Origin of the sequence: Pseudomonas abietaniphila (assembly GCF_900100795.1) — a bacterium.
Classification (GTDB): domain Bacteria; phylum Pseudomonadota; class Gammaproteobacteria; order Pseudomonadales; family Pseudomonadaceae; genus Aquipseudomonas; species Aquipseudomonas abietaniphila.
Window position 1 is genome coordinate 266,081 of the sequence record NZ_FNCO01000007.1, and the last position, 18,938, is coordinate 285,018.

Below are 18,938 nucleotides of genomic sequence, written 5' to 3' on the forward strand. Positions count from 1 at the left end.
TATTACTTCTCAGCCCGCTCTTTCAAGGCCTTGAGCGTATTGAACGGCGCATCCACCACGAATTTGTTGGCCAACCACGACGGCACACTGCCACCCGGCTCGGTGTGAACTTGATAAGTCACTTCCGTCTCGTTGGCACCCTTGGGCACAAGCTTCCAGAAACCTTCCACCTGAGAGACCCGTACAAAGCCCTTCTCTTCAGGAATATACGTGGGTTGGCCCAGCAGGTTTCGAGTCAGACTGCCGTCAGCCCCCTCAACCGTGGTGATCTGCAACACGGAGTCTCGCGGAGTGACCGGCCACGGCGTGTTGAACTGAGAATACGTCCATGTCTTGTCGCCCTCGTGCTTGAGGATTTTTTGCGACTTGCATTCGTGGACCCAAGCACAGGCCCCTGCAACGTCCTCCTGCAGACTGCGTAACTTCGCAACGCTGGCCTTGATCGTGGTCACGCCTTGGTAGGCCTTATATTGCGACCCGGAGACATCGCTGAGGGAAACCTTGATGCCGTCCTCGTTCTTGGCAACCGTCCAACTCTCGGCCTGAGCAGCGGCGGCGACCCATACAGTCATGCCGATTCCAAATGCAATCCGGTACAGCGAACCCATTGTCTTATTCCTTATTGTGAAGTTCAGTTGTCTCGACTCAACGACCCATCGCCATCATGCGACCGACGTGGCCTGCTCCCACCACCCCAATATCCGGATAGCTTCTTCTGAACTGCCGCCACACACCTCGGGATCCGCAACAAACTGACTGCACACCAAGGGCCGGTCAGGCCTGCCAAAGATGTCGCACAGCATGTGGACGGACAAATGCAGACACCGCTCTCCCGCGAGCTTCCCTTGAGGCATGCCGGGGATAGGGGACGAGATCGAAGGCGCAACGCAGCAAGCGCCGCAGCCTGGACGGCATTCCATGGAAACTTCCTCTTGAGAGGCAATGAGAGATGAAAGGATCTTACCCGCTAAAACGCGCGTTTGAAAATGAAGGATTCGAGTCCGGTCAGACCGAGTTACTGCTTGAACGTGAAGTCCACGGCAGCACCTTCGACCTCCTTGCGGGCTTCATTGCGCAGCTGCAACTGCATTTCATTGCTCAGTAAACGACCCTGAAGGTGGAAGTCGGGGTCGCTGTTGGTGTCCGGAAACATTTTAGGCAGCAGCGGTTTGGCGCCGCCAGATGGGGACTTATCCTTGGTTTGCGCGGTAATGACATTCGCAGGGGGCGTCATTTGCTTAACCATCTCAGGCGGCAGACTCAAATCGAGGGAGGGTTTCGGCAATTTCGTCTCCTTGACCACCTGCGCAGGGGTTTTGCTCTTGCTTGCAACGGGCGCACGGTTGGCAATCTCGGCGTTAACCGCTTTAACCTTGGCGGATTTGGCGTTCACGCTGGGCGTCTTTTGCTCGATTTCAACCGTCTTGACAGGCGTGGAGACTTTTCTTGAAGCGTCGACTTTCGCCGGTTCAGCCTTACTGGCCGCGATGACGCGCACGGCAGAGACGTTCGGCGCCAGTTCGTGCACAGAAGGCACCGCTGCCGCAGCCTTCTCTATCGGCTCAGGCGCCTGGACCGTCTTGATCTCTGGGGCTGAAACAGCGGCTGTAGCGACAACTTTAGGGGGTGGCGCAGGCGCCTTTTCGGCATCACAGGCAGTCAGAAGAAGCACCGATAGCACACCCATACAACGCAGTGTTTTCATAACGTCTTCGGCAGAAATAGGCAGAAGCCAACATGCTGGCTCTTTGCATGGCCGATGACAAGTGAATGCCCTGTCAGTCAGCCCCTCAATATGTGAAAAACAGTTACGCGCGCGAGTTCACTGAATCTGAATCACCACGCCTGACCGGCGTCCTGACAAAGCTGCTTGGCCAGCATGCCGAGGGTCATCAGCGCCCGCTCCGCTTCACGGTTCCAGGGCAACCCACAGTTCAGCCGGATACAGTGATTGAACTGTTCTGTATTGCTGAAGATCAAGCCAGGCGCGATGCTGATGCCCTGCTCCAGTGCACGTACGTGCAGCTCCTGCGTGTTGACCCGGCCCGGGAGGCTGATCCATAAAATGAACCCGCCAGCCGGCCGACTGATTTGCGTACCCTCAGGAAACATCTGCTGCACCGCGAGCTGAAACGCGCTCAGGTTCTTGCGATGTTCCTGGCGGATGTAGCGCAGGTGACGATCGTAGCCGCCATTCTCCAGATAAGACGCGACCCCCATTTGCGTCACACTGCACGCCGAATGGGTACTGAACGTCTGCAAGCGCTGGATTTCCGCCTGATACTTGCCCGCGATCATCCAGCCGATGCGCACCCCGGGCGACAGAGTCTTGGAGAAACTTGAGCAGTAGATCACGCGTCCCAGGCGATCGAACGCCTTCAACGCCTTGGTCTTGTTCTGCTCGTACATCAGCTCACCGTAGATGTCGTCCTCGATCACCTGAATGTCGAAATCCGACGCCAGTCGCAGCAGATGCTTTTGCCGCTCTTCCGGCATCGTGCTGCCCAGCGGATTGCTCAACCGCGAGGTCATCACGAGCGCCTTGATGGACCACTGGTTTGCCGCCAGCTGCAAGGCCTCGAGACTGATACCGGTGTTGGGGTCGCTCGGGATCTCGATCACCTTCAAACCCAACAAATCTGCGAGTTGCAGCAGGCCGTAATAGGTCGGTGACTCGGCAGCGATCAGGTCGCCAGGACTGGTCAGCACACGCAGCGACATCTGCAGCGCGTCCACGCAACCGTGGGTGATCACCACTTCAGAAGGGTCAACAACGACCCCGGCATCCCGCATCCGGATCGCCACCTGACGGCGTAACGGTTCGAACCCCGGACTGAACATGTAATTGAAGGCCCGAGGACTCTGAAATCGGGTGACCTTGGCCAGTTGCTGATGCAAGGCGCGCAGGGGCAGGTAATCGATGTGAGGGACTGCGGCGCCGAACGCAAACACGCCCTCGCGACGCGCCTCCACCAGCACCTGCTGAATAATGCTGGCCCGAGTGACCAGGCCAGGCCGCTCGACACGAGCGATATCAGGCGTGGGAGCGGTCAGCGCGGGGGTCTGGTGAACGTAATAGCCGGACTGGGGACGCGCCCGGATCAACCCCTGATCTTCAAGATTGGCATACGCCTGCAGCACGGTGGCATGACTGACGTTGAGCTGAGAACTCATTTTGCGCACGGATGGCACACGCTCGCCAGGCTGGTAAACGCCCCGGCGAATATCTTCAGCCAACTGCTGGGCGATACGTTGATACAGCAAAAGATTGGTCATTTTGCGTCCCTCGACTTCACTCTTTCAAACTGCCTCCTTCTTGATCTGGAGGTCGGCAGCATGGCGATCAGCGCAAGAGATCACCGGCACAGTTGAGAAGTGTACGGGGACAGTTCAGGAAAGGGCTAGTCATACTTGAGTGTGACAAAAAAATTAATGTGACATACCTGCCAATTCGCCCGCTTTTTCGCACAAAAAAGCCCGGTTTTTAGGAAAAAACCGGGCTCAAGTCGAAATATTTTTTAGCGGGCAGCGCTGAGGTGTCCTTTCTCGTCGGAAAACACAATTTCTACGCGCCGGTTGAGCGCCCTTCCCCGCTCGGACGAATTGACGTCAACCGGGAACTGGTCGCCATAACCTTCCACCTGAATGCGTTCGTCTTCAATGCCCAGGTCCGAGAGCACGTCGGCAACTGCCTGTGCGCGATCACGCGACAACCGCAGGTTTTCCTGACTGTCGCCGGTGCTGTCGGTGTAGCCCTCGATACGCACGACGCGCTTGGGGTTGAACTGCAAGAACTGCACGACTTTCAACACTGTGCGGTTCGCGGAGCTTTTGAGCTCGGCACGCCCGGTGTCGAACAACATGTCGCCCAGGGTCATGACCAACCCCCGCTCACTCTGCTGGGTCGAAAGACTGATCACCTGGTCTTCGGCCCATTTACCTTGCTGCTGGGCACCGGAAAGTTTTGCCTCGCGCAGCGCCAATTGCAGGCGCTGACGCTCAAGCTCAAGACGGGCGAGCTTTTCCTGATTCAACAGCAATTGACTGTGCTCGGCTGCGATAGCGCTGTAGCGGCTGCTCAGATAAGCGTAATGGCTCACGTCGTCGGAACTGCCCACATACCCCGAAAGACGCTCGGCCTTGGCTAATAGCTCACCCGCCCGGATCACGTCCCTCGGCGCGCTGCGCAGCACATTGGTATCGCCCTTCACTTTCTGGAAATCGGCACTGGCGCCCTGCAACGCCTTCTCGCTGTTCTGATGGCCTGCGCAGCCATATAACCCGGCACTGCCCAACAGCAGGCAGACGCTCAATACACGAGGAAGACGGTTCATTGCGCCGCTCCCAATTGCTTGCGCAAGCGATCCAGACGCGCGCTCACTTGTGCCAGTTGTTCGTCACTCTTTTCGGTCAGCACTCGCGCCTCGGCCAGTCGCGCATCGAGCTCTGCTTGCTCGGCCTGCATACGGGCGTCCTTGTAGGACTTCTCCGCCATGGCGGCACGTGCCTGGGTCAATTTCGATTGCGCCGTGACCATGTCCGGCTCGTCATCAGTGGCACCCACCGCCGTCGCCTGAGCGACGGCTTGTTCCGTGAGTTTCAGCTGCTCATTCGGCGCGGGATCATTTGCACAGCCGAATAAAGAAGCAATGGCCACGGCAACGAATAAAGGTCTTGTTCTCAAAAGAAAGCTCAAAAAACGTTCCTACTGATTGGGAGTGCTGGCGGGCTGCTGCAACTGGGCTTTCCACAACGCCAGGTTGCGCGCCACCGCTTCACTGGAGCGGCCCGAAGCCGCCAATTCTGTCATTTTTTTTGCCAGCTGTCCGCGCAACCAAGGATCGTTGCAGGCTGAATTGAACGACAGCGCCAGATACAGTCCCGGCTTGTCGACTGGCAGGGGTTGCGCCTGCAGGTCTCCGGACATCCCGAGGGCCTGGGTCAGTGCCATGCCGGCATAGCGCCCGGCGAGCACGAACTCCACCTGCCCCAGCATCAGCTTCTGCAACGCCTGAGTGAGGTTCGGCTGCTTCTCGAGCGTCAAATGCTCTTTGATCGCACTTTCGAACGCTGAGGTGACACGGGTTTTCTCGGATATCGCGCCCGAGTGCCCATTCAAATCCGCCAGCGAGTTGAAGGGCTGCGCATGCCCCGCGCGGGTCCAGACCATGATCTCGTTTTGCGCAATGGGCGGATGGATAAAATCCAGCGTTTCAAGCTCACTGGCATTGAGCGGCGTATCCACCAGGAGATCCATGCGTCCGGTCCGCACTTCTTCCAGCGCCTGACTGCGCTTACCGGCAAACAAGAGCTCGACCTTGACGCCCATCTGGCTCGCAGCGTCCTTGAGCAGGTCGGCATTGGCGCCCATCAGACGTTTCGGATCTTGCGGATCGCGCCACAAATAAGGAGGTGCATCAGGACTTCCAGTGACAACCAGTCGCTCGCATTTGCCAGCGGCAACGGCTGCCATCGATGGCAACAACAGCCCGGCAACCAGCGACGTCAGCGTCTGCCTTGGCGACAACATGACTGAATCCTTTTTTCGGCCCAATAAAAAACCCGTTCAGTCGAGGCTGAGGAAGGCATCCATCATCACAACAACCGATGATCAGCACTTTCGAACAGCCCGAAACGAACGGGTTCTCTTTATAAGTCAGACGGCTGGTTTAGACCAGCTTCTCCAACTCGGGTACCGCTTCAAACAGATCAGCCACGAGACCGTAATCAGCCACCTGGAAGATCGGCGCCTCTTCATCCTTGTTGATCGCAACGATCACCTTGGAGTCTTTCATGCCGGCCAGGTGCTGGATCGCGCCGGAGATACCGACGGCGATGTAGAGCTGCGGCGCAACGATCTTGCCGGTCTGGCCGACCTGCATGTCGTTGGGTACAAAACCTGCGTCAACGGCAGCGCGGGAGGCGCCGACCGCAGCGCCCAGCTTGTCAGCCAGCGCGTACAGGTGCTTGAAGTTGTCGCCGTTCTGCATGCCACGGCCGCCGGAAACGACGATTTTGGCAGCGGTCAGCTCAGGACGATCGGATTTGGCCAACTCTTCGCTGACGAAGGAGGACTTGCCTGCATCGTGTGCAGCCGACACGGACTCAACGGCTGCAGAACCGCCTTCAGCAGCAACCGCGTCGAAACCGGTGGCGCGAACGGTGATGACCTTGATCGCAGCCGAAGACTGAACGGTGGCGATGGCGTTACCGGCATAGATCGGACGCTTGAAGGTGTCAGCGCTTTCCACCGAGATGATCTCGGAGATCTGGTCAACGTCCAGCTGGGCGGCAACGCGCGGCAGGATGTTCTTGCCGTTGGAGGTGGCAGCGGCCAGCACATGGCTGTAACCGGCGGCGAGCTCGGCAACCAATGGCGCAACGTTTTCTGGCAGTTGGTGCGCGTAGGCCGCATTGTCAGCGACCAGCACCTTGGCGACGCCAGCGATTTTCGCAGCGGCCTCACCCACGGCGCCCACGTTCTGGCCCGCGACCAGGACGTGGATGTCGCCACCGATCTTGGCGGCAGCGGCAACGGTGTTCAGGGTGGCGGGAGCAATTGCGCCGTTTTCGTGCTCAGCGATTACGAGAATAGGCATCAGATCACCTTCGCTTCGTTTTTCAGTTTCTCGACCAGTTCAGCCACCGACTTGACCTTGATGCCAGCGCTGCGGGCAGCAGGTGCTTCGACCTTGAGGGTCTTGTTGGTCGAAGAAGTCGACACACCCAGCGCGTCAGGCGTCAGTACTTCGAGCGGCTTCTTCTTGGCCTTCATGATGTTAGGCAGCGACGCATAGCGCGGCTCGTTGAGGCGCAGGTCCGTGGTGACGATGGCCGGCAGCTTCAACGAAACGGTCTGTGCACCGGCGTCGATCTCACGGGTGACGTTGACGCTGTCGCCAGACACTTCAACCTTCGAGGCGAAGGTGCCTTGAGCGTAACCGCTCAGGGCCGCCAGCATCTGGCCGGTCTGGTTGTTGTCGCTGTCGATCGCCTGCTTGCCGAGGATGACCAGTTGCGGTTGCTCTTTATCGACAACAGCCTTGAGCAGCTTGGCTACGGCCAGGGAGGTCAGCTCGTCAGCGGATTCAACGAGGATGGCGCGGTCGGCACCCAGTGCCAACGCGGTGCGCAGTTGCTCCTGAGCGGTGGTCGGGCCAATGGAGACGACGACGATCTCGGTCGCAACGCCTTTTTCTTTCAGGCGCACGGCTTCTTCCACAGCGATTTCGCAGAAGGGGTTCATCGACATTTTGACGTTAGCGAGATCGACGCCGGAGTTATCCGCTTTGACGCGAACCTTGACGTTGTAGTCGACCACTCGTTTGACAGCTACAAGAACCTTCATGGATTCCTCGTTACTCTCCGGTGAAAAGAAGTCGCCAGGCCCGGCCTGGCGATGGGTACACGTCAGTGTAAAGAACACCTCTGAAAACAGCGTATTCGTCGTTGCTTAACGGGGAGTTCGGCAAAAAACAACCGCCCCTCCCCGGCAATCCAAGCCATACCGCCACCCGGCGTGTAAACTGCACCGCGCCTGCCCTGCAGAGGCATAGAACGGGATCGCACACACGCCGTCGCGTTGCTTTTAGAGGCGTTCTCGCGTCTGACGTTCAGCCTACGGCGAGCGCAAAACCGCCCGTATCTTGACCGGAACGCCTATTCCGGTCAATACGACAAAAACGCCAGTCATGAGCCGTCTCCCTATGATTTATCAGGGTTTCAGCCGATTCAAACAAACGTTTGTATTGGACCTGCAAGGTGGTGTAGATATAATGCGCCCCTTTGAGATGACGCGCGGGCAAACCGTTTCCGTGCGTCGGTTGAGCAACCTATAAAAAAATACCCGTTGAGCCTTGATCAGGAGATAGCCAGTGGAACGCGAATTTATGGAATTCGACGTCGTCATCGTCGGAGCCGGCCCCGCAGGCCTGTCCGCCGCATGCCGTCTGAAACAGAAGGCCGCCGAAGCTGGCCAGGAAATCAGCGTCTGCGTGGTGGAGAAAGGCTCTGAAGTCGGCGCGCACATCCTCTCGGGTGCGGTGTTCGAACCTCGCGCGCTCAATGAACTGTTTCCTGACTGGAAAGCACTCGGCGCACCGCTGAACACGCCGGTCAAAGGCGATGACATCTATGTGCTGACCAGCGCCGACGCCGGTACCAAGGTACCCGGCGCGTTCGTGCCCAAGACCATGCACAACGAAGGCAACTACATCATTTCCCTGGGTAACCTGTGCCGCTGGCTGGCGCAGCAGGCTGAAAACCTGGGTGTGGAAATCTACCCTGGCTTCGCCGCTCAGGAAGCGCTGATCGACGAGCACGGCGTGGTCCGCGGGATCATCACCGGTGACCTGGGCGTCGACCGCGAAGGCCATCCGAAAGAGGGCCTGTACACGCCGGGTATGGAACTGCGCGGCAAATACACCCTGTTCGCCGAAGGCTGCCGTGGCCACATCGGCAAGCAACTGATCAAACGCTTCAATCTGGACAGCGAAGCCGACGCTCAGCATTACGGCATCGGCCTGAAGGAAATCTGGGAAATCGACCCCGCCAAGCACCAACAAGGCCTTGTGGTGCATACCGCCGGCTGGCCACTGGACGTGATGGGCACCGAGAACACCGGCGGTTCCTTCCTCTATCACCTGGAAAACAATCAGGTGGTGGTAGGTCTGATTGTTGACCTGTCCTACGCCAACCCTTACCTGTCGCCGTTCGACGAGTTCCAGCGCCTCAAGCATCACCCCATCCTCAAGCAGTACCTGGAAGGCGGCAAGCGCATCAGCTACGGCGCGCGCGCGATCTGCAAAGGCGGCCTGAATTCGTTGCCCAAGATGGTCTTCCCGGGCGGCGCATTGATCGGTTGCGACTTGGGCACGCTGAACTTCGCCAAGATCAAAGGCAGCCACACCGCAATGAAGTCCGGCATGCTGGCCGCTGAATCAGTGGCAGACGCCTTGTTCGCCGGCAATGAAGGGGGCGATGCGCTGAATACGTACGTCGAAGCCTTCAAAGGCAGCTGGCTGCACGAAGAGCTGTTTGCCAGCCGCAATTTCGGCGCGGCGATCCACAAGTTTGGCCCGGTGCTGGGCGGCGCCTTCAACTTCATCGACCAGAACCTGTTCGGCGGCAAGATGCCGTTCACGCTGCACGACAACAAGCCTGACTACGCGTGCATGAAGCTGGCAGCCGATTCGAAAAAAATCGACTACCCGAAACCGGACGGCAAACTGAGCTTCGACAAGCTGAGCTCGGTGTTCATCTCCGGCACCAACCATGAAGAAGAGCAGCCTTGCCACTTGAAGCTGAAGGATCCGAACATCCCGATCAGCGTCAACCTGCCGAAATACGATGAGCCTGCACAACGCTACTGCCCGGCGGGCGTTTACGAAGTGGTGACTCAGGAAGACGGCGCCAAGCGCTTCCAGATCAACGCGCAGAACTGCGTCCACTGCAAGACCTGCGACATCAAGGATCCGTCCCAGAACATCACCTGGGTCACCCCTGAAGGCGCGGGCGGGCCGACGTACCCGAATATGTAAACGGTAGGAGCGCGCTTGCCCGCAATTGCGATCTGTCTGCAACCAATGGGTTGGCTGACACGATACGATCGCGGGCAAGCGCGCTCCTGCATTCGTTTACAGCATCACGCAGAAGCCCTCAACTGGGCCCCCTCTTCTCCCGGACTGCGATCAAAGTAACGTTTGTACTCGCGGCTGAACTGCGACGTGCTCTGATACCCCACCCTGTGCGCGACCTGCGCCACGCCCATGCCTTCGCCGATCAGCATCTGCTGCGCTTTCAACAGCCGCAGGCGCTTGAGGTACTGCACCGGTGACAACAACGTGCTGCGCTTGAAATGCTCATGAAACGTCGAGGTGCTCATGTTGGCGCAACGCGCGAGATCATCGACACTCAGCGCCTCGCTGTAGTGATCGCGCAGGTGTTGCAACGCGGCGGCAATCCTTGCGAAATGCCCCTGTTGCTCCACCAGCGCTCGCAACACACCCGCCTGCGGTCCGCGCAGCGCGGCATACAGGACCTCACGCACCAGCGCCGGGCCCATCACCTGACAATCCATCGGGTCGTGCAGGCAACGCAGCAACCGTTCGACACTCTCACGCATCTGCGTGTCCAGCTCGGCCGAGTTCATGGACTCCGGCGTCTGCGCCTTGACCGAGGCATCGATGGGCAGTGCCATGGCCTGCACCAGTTCACCGAGCACGATCCGGTCGATGGCGACCGAAACGCCGTACAACGGCTCTTCTGTGGTGGCGAAGGTCTCGCACATGAACGGCACAGATAGCGCTTGCACCAGGTAATGCCCTGCACCGTATTCAAAGGTGCGCGCGCCGAGGCGCGCCAATTTGCTGCCCTGGGCGAGGATGATCAGGCTGGGCTCGTAGATTTGCGGGCAACTGGCAACGTAATAGCTCCACGACATGGTCTGCACACCGGGCAAACCACTGTCGAGAAAGCCTGGACGGTGGGACAGCGGCTTGATCAGCGAAACCAGCGTGGCATTGGCATCGGAACGGGAAGTCAGGTGCATGAGTAACCGAGGCGGAGGATTAGACACTGCAATGATCGCAGATCTGCCGCTCTGCGCATCACCCGACATGACAGGTTCGGACGATTAGGCATGACTCACGGAGGAATGGTCATGGCCGGTCAGGGCCCTGCTGAGGAGAATGCACCGCCTCCACTGTCATCGTTTATGCGAGGTTACACATGTACACAGCTATCGGTTATGCCGCCCAGTCAGCCACCACTCCCCTCGCCCCCATGACCTTCAACCGTCGCAGCCCTCGCCCTGACGACGTGGCGATCGAGATCCTGTATTGCGGCGTCTGCCACTCCGACATCCACCAGGCACGTAATGAATGGGGCATCGCCGTTTATCCGTTGATGCCGGGCCACGAAATCGTCGGCAAGGTCACTGAAGTCGGCGCCAACGTCACGCGACACAAGGTCGGCGATCTGGTCGGCGTCGGTTGCATGGTCGACTCCTGCCGTCACTGCGAAGCCTGCGCCGCGGACCTTGAGCAGTACTGCCTCGAAGGCCCGACCCTGACGTACGCCACGCCGGACCGGATCGACGGCACCAACACCATGGGCGGTTATTCCAGCAGCATCGTGGTCAGCGAACACTTCGTGGTGCGGATTCCGGAAAAGCTGAACCCGGCCGCCGCGGCACCGATCCTGTGTGCCGGCATCACCACCTACTCGCCACTCAAACACTATGGCGTTAAAGCAGGCGACAAGGTTGGCGTACTGGGCATGGGCGGCCTGGGTCACATGGGCATCAAGTTCGCCAAAGCCATGGGCGCAGAAGTCACGCTGTTCACCCGCTCGGCGAGCAAGGCCGAAGAAGCCCGTCGTCAGGGTGCCGATCACGTGATCGTGTCCACCGACGCCGAGCAGATGAAAGCCGCCGCCGGCCACTTCGACTTCCTGCTCGACACCATTCCGGTCCAGCACGACCTGAACCCGTACCTGGAAACCCTGCGTTTCGACGGCGTGCACATTCTGGTCGGCCTGATCGAGCCGGTCGATCCCGCACTGCACGCGGCGAATCTGGTGATGAAGCGTCGTGTACTGGCGGGTTCATTGATCGGCGGCATCGCAGAGACTCAGGAAGTCCTGGATTTCTGCGCTGAACACGACATCAGCTGCGACATCGAGATGCTGGACATCAAGCACATCAACGAGGCGTATAGCCGCATGATCGCCGGTGATGTGAAGTACCGGTTCGTGATTGATATGGCCACCCTGAAAGCGTAAGGACAATTCGCCCCGCATGGCGCGGGGCCAAACCTGTGGGACCGAATTCATTCGGGAGAGGCCGGAACATCCGACACACCTTCATCGGCCGAAACATCGCATCCCGAATGAATTCGGTCCCACAGGATCGCGCGACAAGACGATCGTTACCCTCCAGCTACCCACCCAGCTCCGCCGACAAGCGTGCCGCCGTTTCCTTGATCACCGGCACCAGCTCGGCCATCTTTTCCAGCGGCATGTACGGCACCGTACTGGCGATGCTGATCCCCGCAACGATGTGTTTGCTGGCATCGCGCACAGGCGCGGCAACGCAGCGAATCGAGGGCTCGTTGTCCTCAAGGTCGAAGGCGTAACTGCCCTTCACGTACTCGTGCATGCGATCGCGCACCTGCTCCCACGTTTGCTCCTGGTGCGCCGGCCACAGCGGATTCCTGGCCACCTCCGGCACACTCAGGTCATACAGCCGGCGCCATTCGCTTTCCGGGCTGTCCAGCAACAGCGCCTTGCCGATGCCGGTGCGCGCCAGCGGCATCCGGTGGCCTACCCGTGAACGCATCTCCGGACCGTTGCGACCGGGATTCTTATGCAGATACAACACCTCGTCCCCGTCACGAATTGCCAGATGGATGGTGTCGCCCGTCAACGCCGACAATTCATCGAGGAAGGGGCGCGCGAGCATCGCCAACGGCAACTCCTCACGCGCCTGGAAACCCAGTTCAATCAGCTTCGGCCCCAACAGGTAGCCCACCTGTGGCAACACCCGAAGGTAGCGCTCTTCCACCAGACAGCTGGCCAACCGGTGCGTCGTACTTTTCGTCGTCCCGATCAGCCGTGCGATCTCCTTGAGGTCTCGGGCGCCACTGGCCACCGCTTGCACCACGCCCAACCCCCGCAACAGCGTTTGCGTGCCGGTCGGCGCCGTGTCTTTGCCCATCGGGCTCGGGGTGTCGGAAGAATCTTGCATATCACGCCTTATCGAATCAGAAAGCTGGCGGCATTATCGTCGCCCGCTTCAGTGCATGCCAATCGTCAGCGAGGATTATCCAGCTCGATTCGCTCGACTTTGCCCACCAGCAGGATGTAGGACAGCGCCCCGAGCAATGCCAGCACAGCGATGTACGTGATGGCAGGCGCGAACGACTCACCCGAGGCCAGAAAACCAATGACGATTGGGGTGGCAATGGCCGCCAGGTTGCCGATCAGATTAAAGGTGCCTCCGGTCAGACCCAACAAACGCGACGGGGCCAGGGTCGAAACCAGCGACCAGGTGATCGACGCCAGCCCGTTGCCAAAGAAGGCAAGGGCCAGGAACGCGATGACCAACGGTGTCGAGTCCACGTAGTTGGCACCGATGATCGATGTGGAGATCAACAGCCCGGCAATGATGGGCAGCTTGCGCGCGAATCCCACGGTGTGGCCGCGACGAATCAACCAGTCGGAAAAGAAGCCAGAGCACAGCACACCGACGAAAGCCGCCAGAAACGGCAACGACGCCAGCAGACCGGACTTGATGAAATCCATGCCGCGGTACTTCACCAGGTAGGTCGGGAACCAGGTCAGGAAAAACCACAGCGTCGAGTTCAGGCAGAACTGACCGAGATAGATGCCCCACAGCTTGCGCTGGGTCAGAACGATGCCCAGGTCTTTCCAACTGAAACCGCTCTTGGCTTTATCGGTATCGGTCTGTATGTCGACCAGGCCGCCGCCGTCCTTGATGAGGTCGATCTCAGCTTGATTAACGCCTTTGAAATCACGCGGCTCGCGGTAAACCATGTACCAGATCACGGCCCAGATCACGCCAACGCCGCCGGTGGCGACGAAGACCATGTGCCAGCCGAACGTGGCTTGCAACCAGGCGAGGACCGGGGTCAGAAACGCCAGGCCGACAAACTGGCCCGAGGTGTAGAAACCCACGGCGGTCGCGCGTTCCTTTTCCGGAAACCAGGCGGTGACCACACGGCTGTTGATCGGATACGCCGGTGCTTCCAGCGCGCCGACCGCCATGCGCAGCACGAACAGGCCGACGAAGCTGCCGACGAAGCCGAGGAAGATGGTCGCGATTGACCACAAGGCCAGCGCGACGGTGTACAGGATGCGTGGCGGAACGCGGTCCACCAGCCAGCCGCCCGGCAACTGCATGGCGGCGTAGGTCCAGCCGAATGCCGAGAACACCAGGCCTACGTGTACCGGGTCGATGTTCAGCTCGCTGGTCAGCGCGGGCGCGGCGATGGAAAGGTTGCTGCGGTCCAGGTAGTTGATCACAACGGTGATGAACAGCAGGACCATGATGAAAAAGCGTTTGCGTGTCGGCGTGGCGGTGATCGCCCGCGCCTCCGGCAAGGTCTGTGTGCGCATGGGAAATGCCTCTTTTTATGTTTATCTGAGGTCTGGATTTGTGCGTTGCGGGTTATGATCGTGACTCCGCAGAGCAAGGGAACGACCATTGCCCCCTGTAGGAGCCGGCTTGCTGGCGAACGCAACTCATCATTCACCCTCTCAGTGCCTGACCCATCACTTTCGCCAGCAAGCCGGCTCCTACAGGTTTTGCGGCCAACGCCCGGTTTTTGCGTCAGCCGGCGGGTGCCGCCGATGGCTTCAGCAAACCGATCCGGCGTTCAATCACCACTCGGCGAAGCTGCCGTCGGCATGACGCCAGATCGGGTTGCGCCAGCGGTGGCCGATGGCGGCGCGTTCCTTGACGTACTCTTCGTTGATCTCGATCCCCAGCCCAGGCCCGTTCGGGATCTTCACCATGCCTTTGTCGTAATCGAAGACTTCAGGGTTCTTGATGTAGTCGAGCAGGTCATTGCTTTCGTTGTAGTGAATGCCCAGGCTCTGCTCCTGGATGAACGCGTTGTAGCAGGCGGCGTCCAGTTGCAGACAGGCGGCCAGGGCGATCGGACCCAGCGGGCAATGCAGCGCCAGCGCCACGTCGTAGGCCTCGGCCATGTTGGCGATTTTGCGGGTTTCGGTGATGCCGCCCGCGTGAGAAGCGTCCGGCTGGATGATGTCAACGTAGCCTTCGCTCAGCACGCGCTTGAAGTCCCAGCGCGAGAACAGACGCTCGCCCAGAGCAATCGGGGTGCTGGTCAGCGGCGCGAGTTCTTTGAGCGCCTCATAGTTTTCGCTGAGCACCGGCTCTTCGATGAACATCAGCTTGTAGGGGTCCAGTTCTTTCATCAGCACTTTGGCCATCGGCTTGTGCACCCGACCGTGGAAGTCGACGCCAATGCCGACGTTCGGCCCGACCGCATCTCGCACGGCCGCAACGTTGGCCAGGGCCAGATCGACCTTCTCGAACGTGTCGAGGAATTGCAGCTCCTCGGTGCCGTTCATCTTCACGGCGGTGAAACCCCGGGACACCGCTTCTTTCGCCGCCCGCGCGGTGTCGGCAGGACGGTCGCCACCGATCCAGGAGTAGACGCGAATCTTGTCGCGCACCTGACCACCCAGCAGATCGCTGACCGACACGCCGAGCGCCTTGCCCTTGATGTCCCACAACGCCTGGTCGATACCCGCCAGCGCGCTCATGTGAATCGCGCCACCCCGGTAGAAGCCGCCGCGATAGAGCACGGTCCAGATGTCTTCAATGTTGCGTGGGTCTTTGCCAATCAGGTAGTCGGACAATTCTTCAACAGCCGCAGCAACCGTGTGCGCACGCCCTTCGACCACCGGTTCGCCCCAGCCAGTGACGCCCTGGTCGGTTTCCACTTTCAGGAAACACCAACGCGGTGGAACGATGAAGGTCGTGAGTTTGGTAATTTTCATGTCTTGTCTCTCTTGTATTCGAAGCCGGTGATCGCGGCCTGCCAATCAAAGCCGCTCTGCGCAATACGCGTTACTTGCCGTCCGGGCGGTACTGTTTCCAGGCGGCGACATAACCCTTCGCACGCTCGGCGACGTCTGCCGGGCTCAGGCCGGGCTTGAACAGGCCTGACCCGAGGCCGAAACCGGAAACGCCGGCATCCAGGAAGATCTTCATGTTGTCCGGGGTAATCCCGCCGACCGGTAGCAGCACGGTGCCCGCTGGCAACACGGCCAGCCAGGCCTTCACCACCGCAGGTCCCATTTGCTCGGCCGGGAACATTTTCAGCACGTCAGCGCCTTCGGCGAGCGCCGCAAAGGCCTCCGTCGGCGTCGCCACGCCAGGCGACAGGAACAAGCCTTCGGCCTTGGCGGCACGCAACACCTCGGGGTCGCTGTGCGGCATGACGATGACCTGTCCACCGGCCTCCTTGACCTGACGCACTTGCTCAGGCGTCAGCACGGTGCCCGCGCCGATCAGGCAATCGGCGGGCAGGCTCTGACGCAGCAGACGAATGCTGTCGTACGGCTGAGGGGAGTTAAGCGGGACTTCAATGACGCGAAAACCGGCGGCGTACAGGACGTCACCGATCGCCGGGGCTTCTTCAGGACGCAGGCCGCGCAAAATCGCGACCAGGCCGTTTTGCGCGAGGGCTTGTTTGAGCATCTCAGTTCTCTACATGAAGGGGCCGGGCAGCGGCCACAGAAGGGGATGAAATCAGGCCGGCCTGAACCGCGACCTGCCACAGGCCGCGTTCGGTGGCCTGTTCGGCCAGGTTCACCTGTGGGAAGCCATTGGCGTGGAGTGCGCGCTGATAGCGCTCCAGCAACGGACCGCTGCCGATCAGGATCACCGACGGCAGGTGCTGCTCGTGCTGGCGCAGCAATTGGACCAACGCCACGATTTCGTGGCCGATCAGCAGACCGGACAGATAATCCGGTTGGGCAGTGCCGGCCAATGCACCGGTGAGCCCCAGGGTGCGACAACTGAAGATGGTCGACAGCGGGCCTGCGGCCCCTTCCGTTGATTGCGCAACGGCGACGCCACGGTCAAAGGCAACAGCGTCGAACGCATCGCTGCGCTGCATCGTGCGGCCGAGGATGGTGTGACTGGACAGCGCGGCATACACCTCGCCGGTCATGAAGGTATCGAAATGAACGATGCGAGCGTCGACCGCCCTCACCCACTTCGAATGGCTGCCGGGTAACCCGATCAACATCGGTCTGGCCGCTTGTTCGGCAGACAACGCACTGAGAATGCCCAGAACTTGCGTCTCTTCACCACGCATGACGTTTGGCAGTTCGGAGCGTTGCAGCACCCCAGGCACGATATGGACATCGACGCCGCGCGTGCTGCGCACCGTCACCAGCGCAGAACTCAGCGCCGCGACGCTGGCCGGTGTCTGTTGGTAGACCGCTTCCCGCCAACCTTGAGCACTGCCGACCATGCCGCAAGCGATGACCGGTAAGGTCGGCTGCGCGTCGAGCCAGTCGCCACAGGCTTCATCGAAGGCCAGCTCAAAACCGTCGCTGCACAGCTGACCGGCAACCCTTCGGGGGGTTGAAGGCAATTGCATGATGCCCGCGCTGAGCGAGCGTTGTTCCAGTACCCGGCCGTTTTCGCCGAGTCGATACGCGCGTAGGGAGGTCGTTCCCCAATCGAGCGCGATCAATTGCGCCTGCATGGCTTCACCTGATTGTTATTAATGAGTGAATGCGGGACGAACTATAAACCCGGAAAGCGAAACATCTCAATATGTAACTGTCAATCCCATATTGTGGGATGTTTACATTTTGCCACGCCTATATCCCTCGCCCCCTCCCGCTGCATCTGGCAGGCCATCTGGGCACTCAGGCATACTCCGCTCTGCCCGGATCCCCGGACCGCTGCACTCACCCTCTTTGCCTCACCGCCCATTCAGCCCACCGTGCCGAAGGTGGTAACCATCCCTCGCGTTTTTTTCACACGCTGTTCCCTACACTCAGGCGACATCAGACGCCGATAGCCACCTGCCATCCACGGTCTACACTCATCTGCAAAAGGACCCGTAAGATGAAGCGATTTCTCGTGCTCGACAGCTTCCGAGGCCTGTGTGCCGTCGCGCTGATCGTTCATCACTCGCACATTGAACGTAGCGTCACGGAACTGACGTTTTTCAGAAACGCCAGCCAGTTCGTGGGCTTCTTCTTCGCCTTGAGCGGCTTTCTGATTTACCGCCGCTACATCGGCAACCTCACCACGCCCCGCCAGTTGGGCGAATTCATGATCACGCGAACCTGTCGCGTAATGCCGCTGCACATTGCCGTGCTGCTGTTCTTCATCGGGTTCGAATGTCTGAAACTGGTGATGGAGCGCTATGGCCTTTCCCTGAATTACCCGGCGTTCAGCGGCGACCGCGCACCAAGCGAGATCCTGCCTAATCTGCTGCTGATCCAGGCATGGTGGCCGACGTTCAATGCGCTGTCTTTCAACTACCCCTCCTGGTTCATCAGTGTCGAATTCTATCTGTGGGTGATCTTCGCACTGATCTTGTTCTCCCTGCCGGGCCTGGCGCGAAAGCTGTTTTCGCTGCTCTGTGTGATTGCGTTCATCGCGCTATACAAGGATTTCAACCTGATTCCGCGCAACGTGCTGTGGGGGACTTCGTGTTTCTTTGCCGGGGCGATTACTTACCGGCTGTACGTGAGACTGCACGACTCGGTGCCGGGCCCGGCCTTCGCCACCGTGCTGGAAGTGGGTGTGCTGGCAGCGATTTACTGGCTCATGACGGAGGGCGAGCAACCCCTGACCGTCGAGCTTGGGTTGCTGTTCTGCGTGGCGGTGCTGATTTTTTCCTATGAAGCCGGACTGGTGTCTCGGCTCTTGAGCCTGCGGTTGTTTCCCGCGCTGGGCAGGTTGTGGCTGTCGATCTATCTGACCCACGCGGCGGTGATTTTCGTGCTGGCGACCGCGATCACCATTGCGGCCAAGTTCAGCGGGCTTTCACTGCTGGTCGACCGCCCGGGCGAAACGAGCGGCACGATGGTGCGTTACCTCAGCACCGGGACTGCGCTGAACGATAACTTGCTGATGCTCTTTGTGGTCATTGCCGTGGTGGTGGTGTCGATGTTGACCCATTGCTATATCGAGGCGCCGGGCATCCGGTTTGGGAAGCACTGGAAGCGCGGAACGTTGTTTCGTCGGCGTAAGGATGATCCACCGCCGGAGCAGGTTTGAAGGGGGTTACAAGCTTTTGGGCGTTGCTCTGCGTGTGAATCCGTACGATCGGTGGTGACGCAGATATTCTGTTTCGGCCTAACGGCCTTTCTGTTTCGCCTTCGGCGAGTTACTTGATAACCCCAAGTAACCAAGG

The 18,938-nt window shown here is 59.6% G+C and carries 18 protein-coding genes; 3 read left to right on the forward strand and 15 right to left on the reverse strand.

Annotation, left to right across the window (positions count from 1 at the left end):
- Nucleotides 1-2: 2 nt before the first annotated feature.
- From BLS87_RS15780 to BLS87_RS15820, 9 genes are all read right to left on the reverse strand, one after another.
- Nucleotides 3-608 carry an START domain-containing protein gene (locus BLS87_RS15780; protein ID WP_074753415.1) on the reverse strand — a complete coding sequence of 202 codons (606 nt, stop codon included), beginning with the start codon at nt 606-608 and terminating at the stop codon, nt 3-5.
- Between the two features lie 54 nt (nt 609-662).
- Nucleotides 663-920: a YkgJ family cysteine cluster protein gene (locus BLS87_RS15785; protein ID WP_074753416.1), complete on the reverse strand. Its 258-nt coding sequence runs from the start codon at nt 918-920 to the stop codon at nt 663-665.
- A gap of 95 nt (nt 921-1,015) precedes the next feature.
- Nucleotides 1,016-1,705, reverse strand: coding sequence for a hypothetical protein (locus BLS87_RS15790; RefSeq protein WP_074753417.1), 690 nt, complete (start codon nt 1,703-1,705; stop codon nt 1,016-1,018).
- 131 nt (nt 1,706-1,836) lie between these two features.
- On the reverse strand, nt 1,837-3,276 hold the full coding sequence (locus BLS87_RS15795; RefSeq protein ID WP_074753418.1) for an aminotransferase-like domain-containing protein: 1,440 nt from the start codon (nt 3,274-3,276) through the stop codon (nt 1,837-1,839).
- Nucleotides 3,277-3,518: 242 nt separating this feature from the next.
- Nucleotides 3,519-4,334 (reverse strand): OmpA family protein, encoded by an 816-nt coding sequence (locus tag BLS87_RS15800; protein WP_074753419.1) that lies wholly within the window; start codon nt 4,332-4,334, stop codon nt 3,519-3,521.
- Complete coding sequence (locus tag BLS87_RS15805; RefSeq protein WP_074753499.1) at nt 4,331-4,684, reverse strand: DUF4398 domain-containing protein; 354 nt, start codon at nt 4,682-4,684, stop codon at nt 4,331-4,333. The genes BLS87_RS15800 and BLS87_RS15805 overlap by 4 nt, the downstream gene beginning before the upstream one ends.
- Before the next feature lie 21 nt (nt 4,685-4,705).
- Nucleotides 4,706-5,527, reverse strand: coding sequence for a substrate-binding periplasmic protein (locus tag BLS87_RS15810; RefSeq protein WP_167362074.1), 822 nt, complete (start codon nt 5,525-5,527; stop codon nt 4,706-4,708).
- Nucleotides 5,528-5,669: 142 nt separating this feature from the next.
- The gene (locus BLS87_RS15815; RefSeq protein WP_074753421.1) at nt 5,670-6,599 is read right to left on the reverse strand and encodes an electron transfer flavoprotein subunit alpha/FixB family protein; all 930 of its coding nucleotides are present in this window, start codon (nt 6,597-6,599) and stop codon (nt 5,670-5,672) included.
- Entirely contained in the window at nt 6,599-7,348 is a 750-nt protein-coding gene (locus BLS87_RS15820) for an electron transfer flavoprotein subunit beta/FixA family protein (RefSeq protein WP_074753422.1), read from the reverse strand. Before BLS87_RS15820 ends, BLS87_RS15815 begins: the two co-directional genes overlap by 1 nt.
- A 526-nt stretch (nt 7,349-7,874) precedes the next feature.
- On the opposite strand from BLS87_RS15820, the gene BLS87_RS15825 reads away from it, so the two are divergent.
- On the forward strand, nt 7,875-9,539 hold the full coding sequence (locus BLS87_RS15825; protein WP_074753423.1) for an electron transfer flavoprotein-ubiquinone oxidoreductase: 1,665 nt from the start codon (nt 7,875-7,877) through the stop codon (nt 9,537-9,539).
- Between the two features lie 104 nt (nt 9,540-9,643).
- Here BLS87_RS15825 and BLS87_RS15830 read toward each other — a convergent pair whose 3' ends face one another.
- Nucleotides 9,644-10,549 carry an AraC family transcriptional regulator gene (locus BLS87_RS15830; protein WP_074753424.1) on the reverse strand — a complete coding sequence of 302 codons (906 nt, stop codon included), beginning with the start codon at nt 10,547-10,549 and terminating at the stop codon, nt 9,644-9,646.
- A 179-nt stretch (nt 10,550-10,728) separates the two neighbouring features.
- On the opposite strand from BLS87_RS15830, the gene BLS87_RS15835 reads away from it, so the two are divergent.
- Nucleotides 10,729-11,781: an NAD(P)-dependent alcohol dehydrogenase gene (locus BLS87_RS15835; protein WP_074753425.1), complete on the forward strand. Its 1,053-nt coding sequence runs from the start codon at nt 10,729-10,731 to the stop codon at nt 11,779-11,781.
- A gap of 157 nt (nt 11,782-11,938) precedes the next feature.
- On the opposite strand, the gene BLS87_RS15840 is transcribed toward BLS87_RS15835, so the two are convergent.
- From BLS87_RS15840 to BLS87_RS15860, 5 genes are all read right to left on the reverse strand, one after another.
- On the reverse strand, nt 11,939-12,745 hold the full coding sequence (locus tag BLS87_RS15840) for an IclR family transcriptional regulator (RefSeq protein ID WP_074753426.1): 807 nt from the start codon (nt 12,743-12,745) through the stop codon (nt 11,939-11,941).
- Between the two features lie 65 nt (nt 12,746-12,810).
- Nucleotides 12,811-14,136, reverse strand: coding sequence for an MFS transporter (locus BLS87_RS15845; RefSeq protein WP_074753427.1), 1,326 nt, complete (start codon nt 14,134-14,136; stop codon nt 12,811-12,813).
- Between the two features lie 264 nt (nt 14,137-14,400).
- On the reverse strand, nt 14,401-15,549 hold the full coding sequence (gene dgoD / locus BLS87_RS15850) for a galactonate dehydratase (RefSeq protein ID WP_074753428.1): 1,149 nt from the start codon (nt 15,547-15,549) through the stop codon (nt 14,401-14,403).
- 70 nt (nt 15,550-15,619) lie between these two features.
- Nucleotides 15,620-16,252: a 2-dehydro-3-deoxy-6-phosphogalactonate aldolase gene (locus BLS87_RS15855; protein ID WP_074753429.1), complete on the reverse strand. Its 633-nt coding sequence runs from the start codon at nt 16,250-16,252 to the stop codon at nt 15,620-15,622.
- Between the two features lies 1 nt (nt 16,253).
- Nucleotides 16,254-17,270 (reverse strand): 2-dehydro-3-deoxygalactonokinase, encoded by a 1,017-nt coding sequence (locus tag BLS87_RS15860; RefSeq protein WP_074753430.1) that lies wholly within the window; start codon nt 17,268-17,270, stop codon nt 16,254-16,256.
- Nucleotides 17,271-17,638: 368 nt separating this feature from the next.
- On the opposite strand from BLS87_RS15860, the gene BLS87_RS15865 reads away from it, so the two are divergent.
- The gene (locus BLS87_RS15865) at nt 17,639-18,802 is read left to right on the forward strand and encodes an acyltransferase family protein (RefSeq protein ID WP_074753431.1); all 1,164 of its coding nucleotides are present in this window, start codon (nt 17,639-17,641) and stop codon (nt 18,800-18,802) included.
- The last annotated feature ends 136 nt before the right edge of the window (nt 18,803-18,938 follow it).

Excerpts from the sequence above, each read along its gene's own strand:
- BLS87_RS15780 (WP_074753415.1), bottom strand. The coding sequence starts at position 608 with ATGGGTTCGCTGTACCGGATTGCATTTGGAATCGGCATGACTGTATGG.
- BLS87_RS15785 (WP_074753416.1), bottom strand. The coding sequence starts at position 920 with ATGGAATGCCGTCCAGGCTGCGGCGCTTGCTGCGTTGCGCCTTCGATC.
- BLS87_RS15790 (WP_074753417.1), bottom strand. The coding sequence starts at position 1,705 with ATGAAAACACTGCGTTGTATGGGTGTGCTATCGGTGCTTCTTCTGACT.
- BLS87_RS15795 (WP_074753418.1), bottom strand. The coding sequence starts at position 3,276 with ATGACCAATCTTTTGCTGTATCAACGTATCGCCCAGCAGTTGGCTGAA.
- BLS87_RS15800 (WP_074753419.1), bottom strand. The coding sequence starts at position 4,334 with ATGAACCGTCTTCCTCGTGTATTGAGCGTCTGCCTGCTGTTGGGCAGT.
- BLS87_RS15815 (WP_074753421.1), bottom strand. The coding sequence starts at position 6,599 with ATGCCTATTCTCGTAATCGCTGAGCACGAAAACGGCGCAATTGCTCCC.
- BLS87_RS15820 (WP_074753422.1), bottom strand. The coding sequence starts at position 7,348 with ATGAAGGTTCTTGTAGCTGTCAAACGAGTGGTCGACTACAACGTCAAG.
- BLS87_RS15830 (WP_074753424.1), bottom strand. The coding sequence starts at position 10,549 with ATGCACCTGACTTCCCGTTCCGATGCCAATGCCACGCTGGTTTCGCTG.
- BLS87_RS15835 (WP_074753425.1), top strand. The coding sequence starts at position 10,729 with ATGTACACAGCTATCGGTTATGCCGCCCAGTCAGCCACCACTCCCCTC.
- BLS87_RS15840 (WP_074753426.1), bottom strand. The coding sequence starts at position 12,745 with ATGCAAGATTCTTCCGACACCCCGAGCCCGATGGGCAAAGACACGGCG.
- BLS87_RS15845 (WP_074753427.1), bottom strand. The coding sequence starts at position 14,136 with ATGCGCACACAGACCTTGCCGGAGGCGCGGGCGATCACCGCCACGCCG.
- dgoD (WP_074753428.1), bottom strand. The coding sequence starts at position 15,549 with ATGAAAATTACCAAACTCACGACCTTCATCGTTCCACCGCGTTGGTGT.
- BLS87_RS15855 (WP_074753429.1), bottom strand. The coding sequence starts at position 16,252 with ATGCTCAAACAAGCCCTCGCGCAAAACGGCCTGGTCGCGATTTTGCGC.
- BLS87_RS15860 (WP_074753430.1), bottom strand. The coding sequence starts at position 17,270 with ATGCAGGCGCAATTGATCGCGCTCGATTGGGGAACGACCTCCCTACGC.
- BLS87_RS15865 (WP_074753431.1), top strand. The coding sequence starts at position 17,639 with ATGAAGCGATTTCTCGTGCTCGACAGCTTCCGAGGCCTGTGTGCCGTC.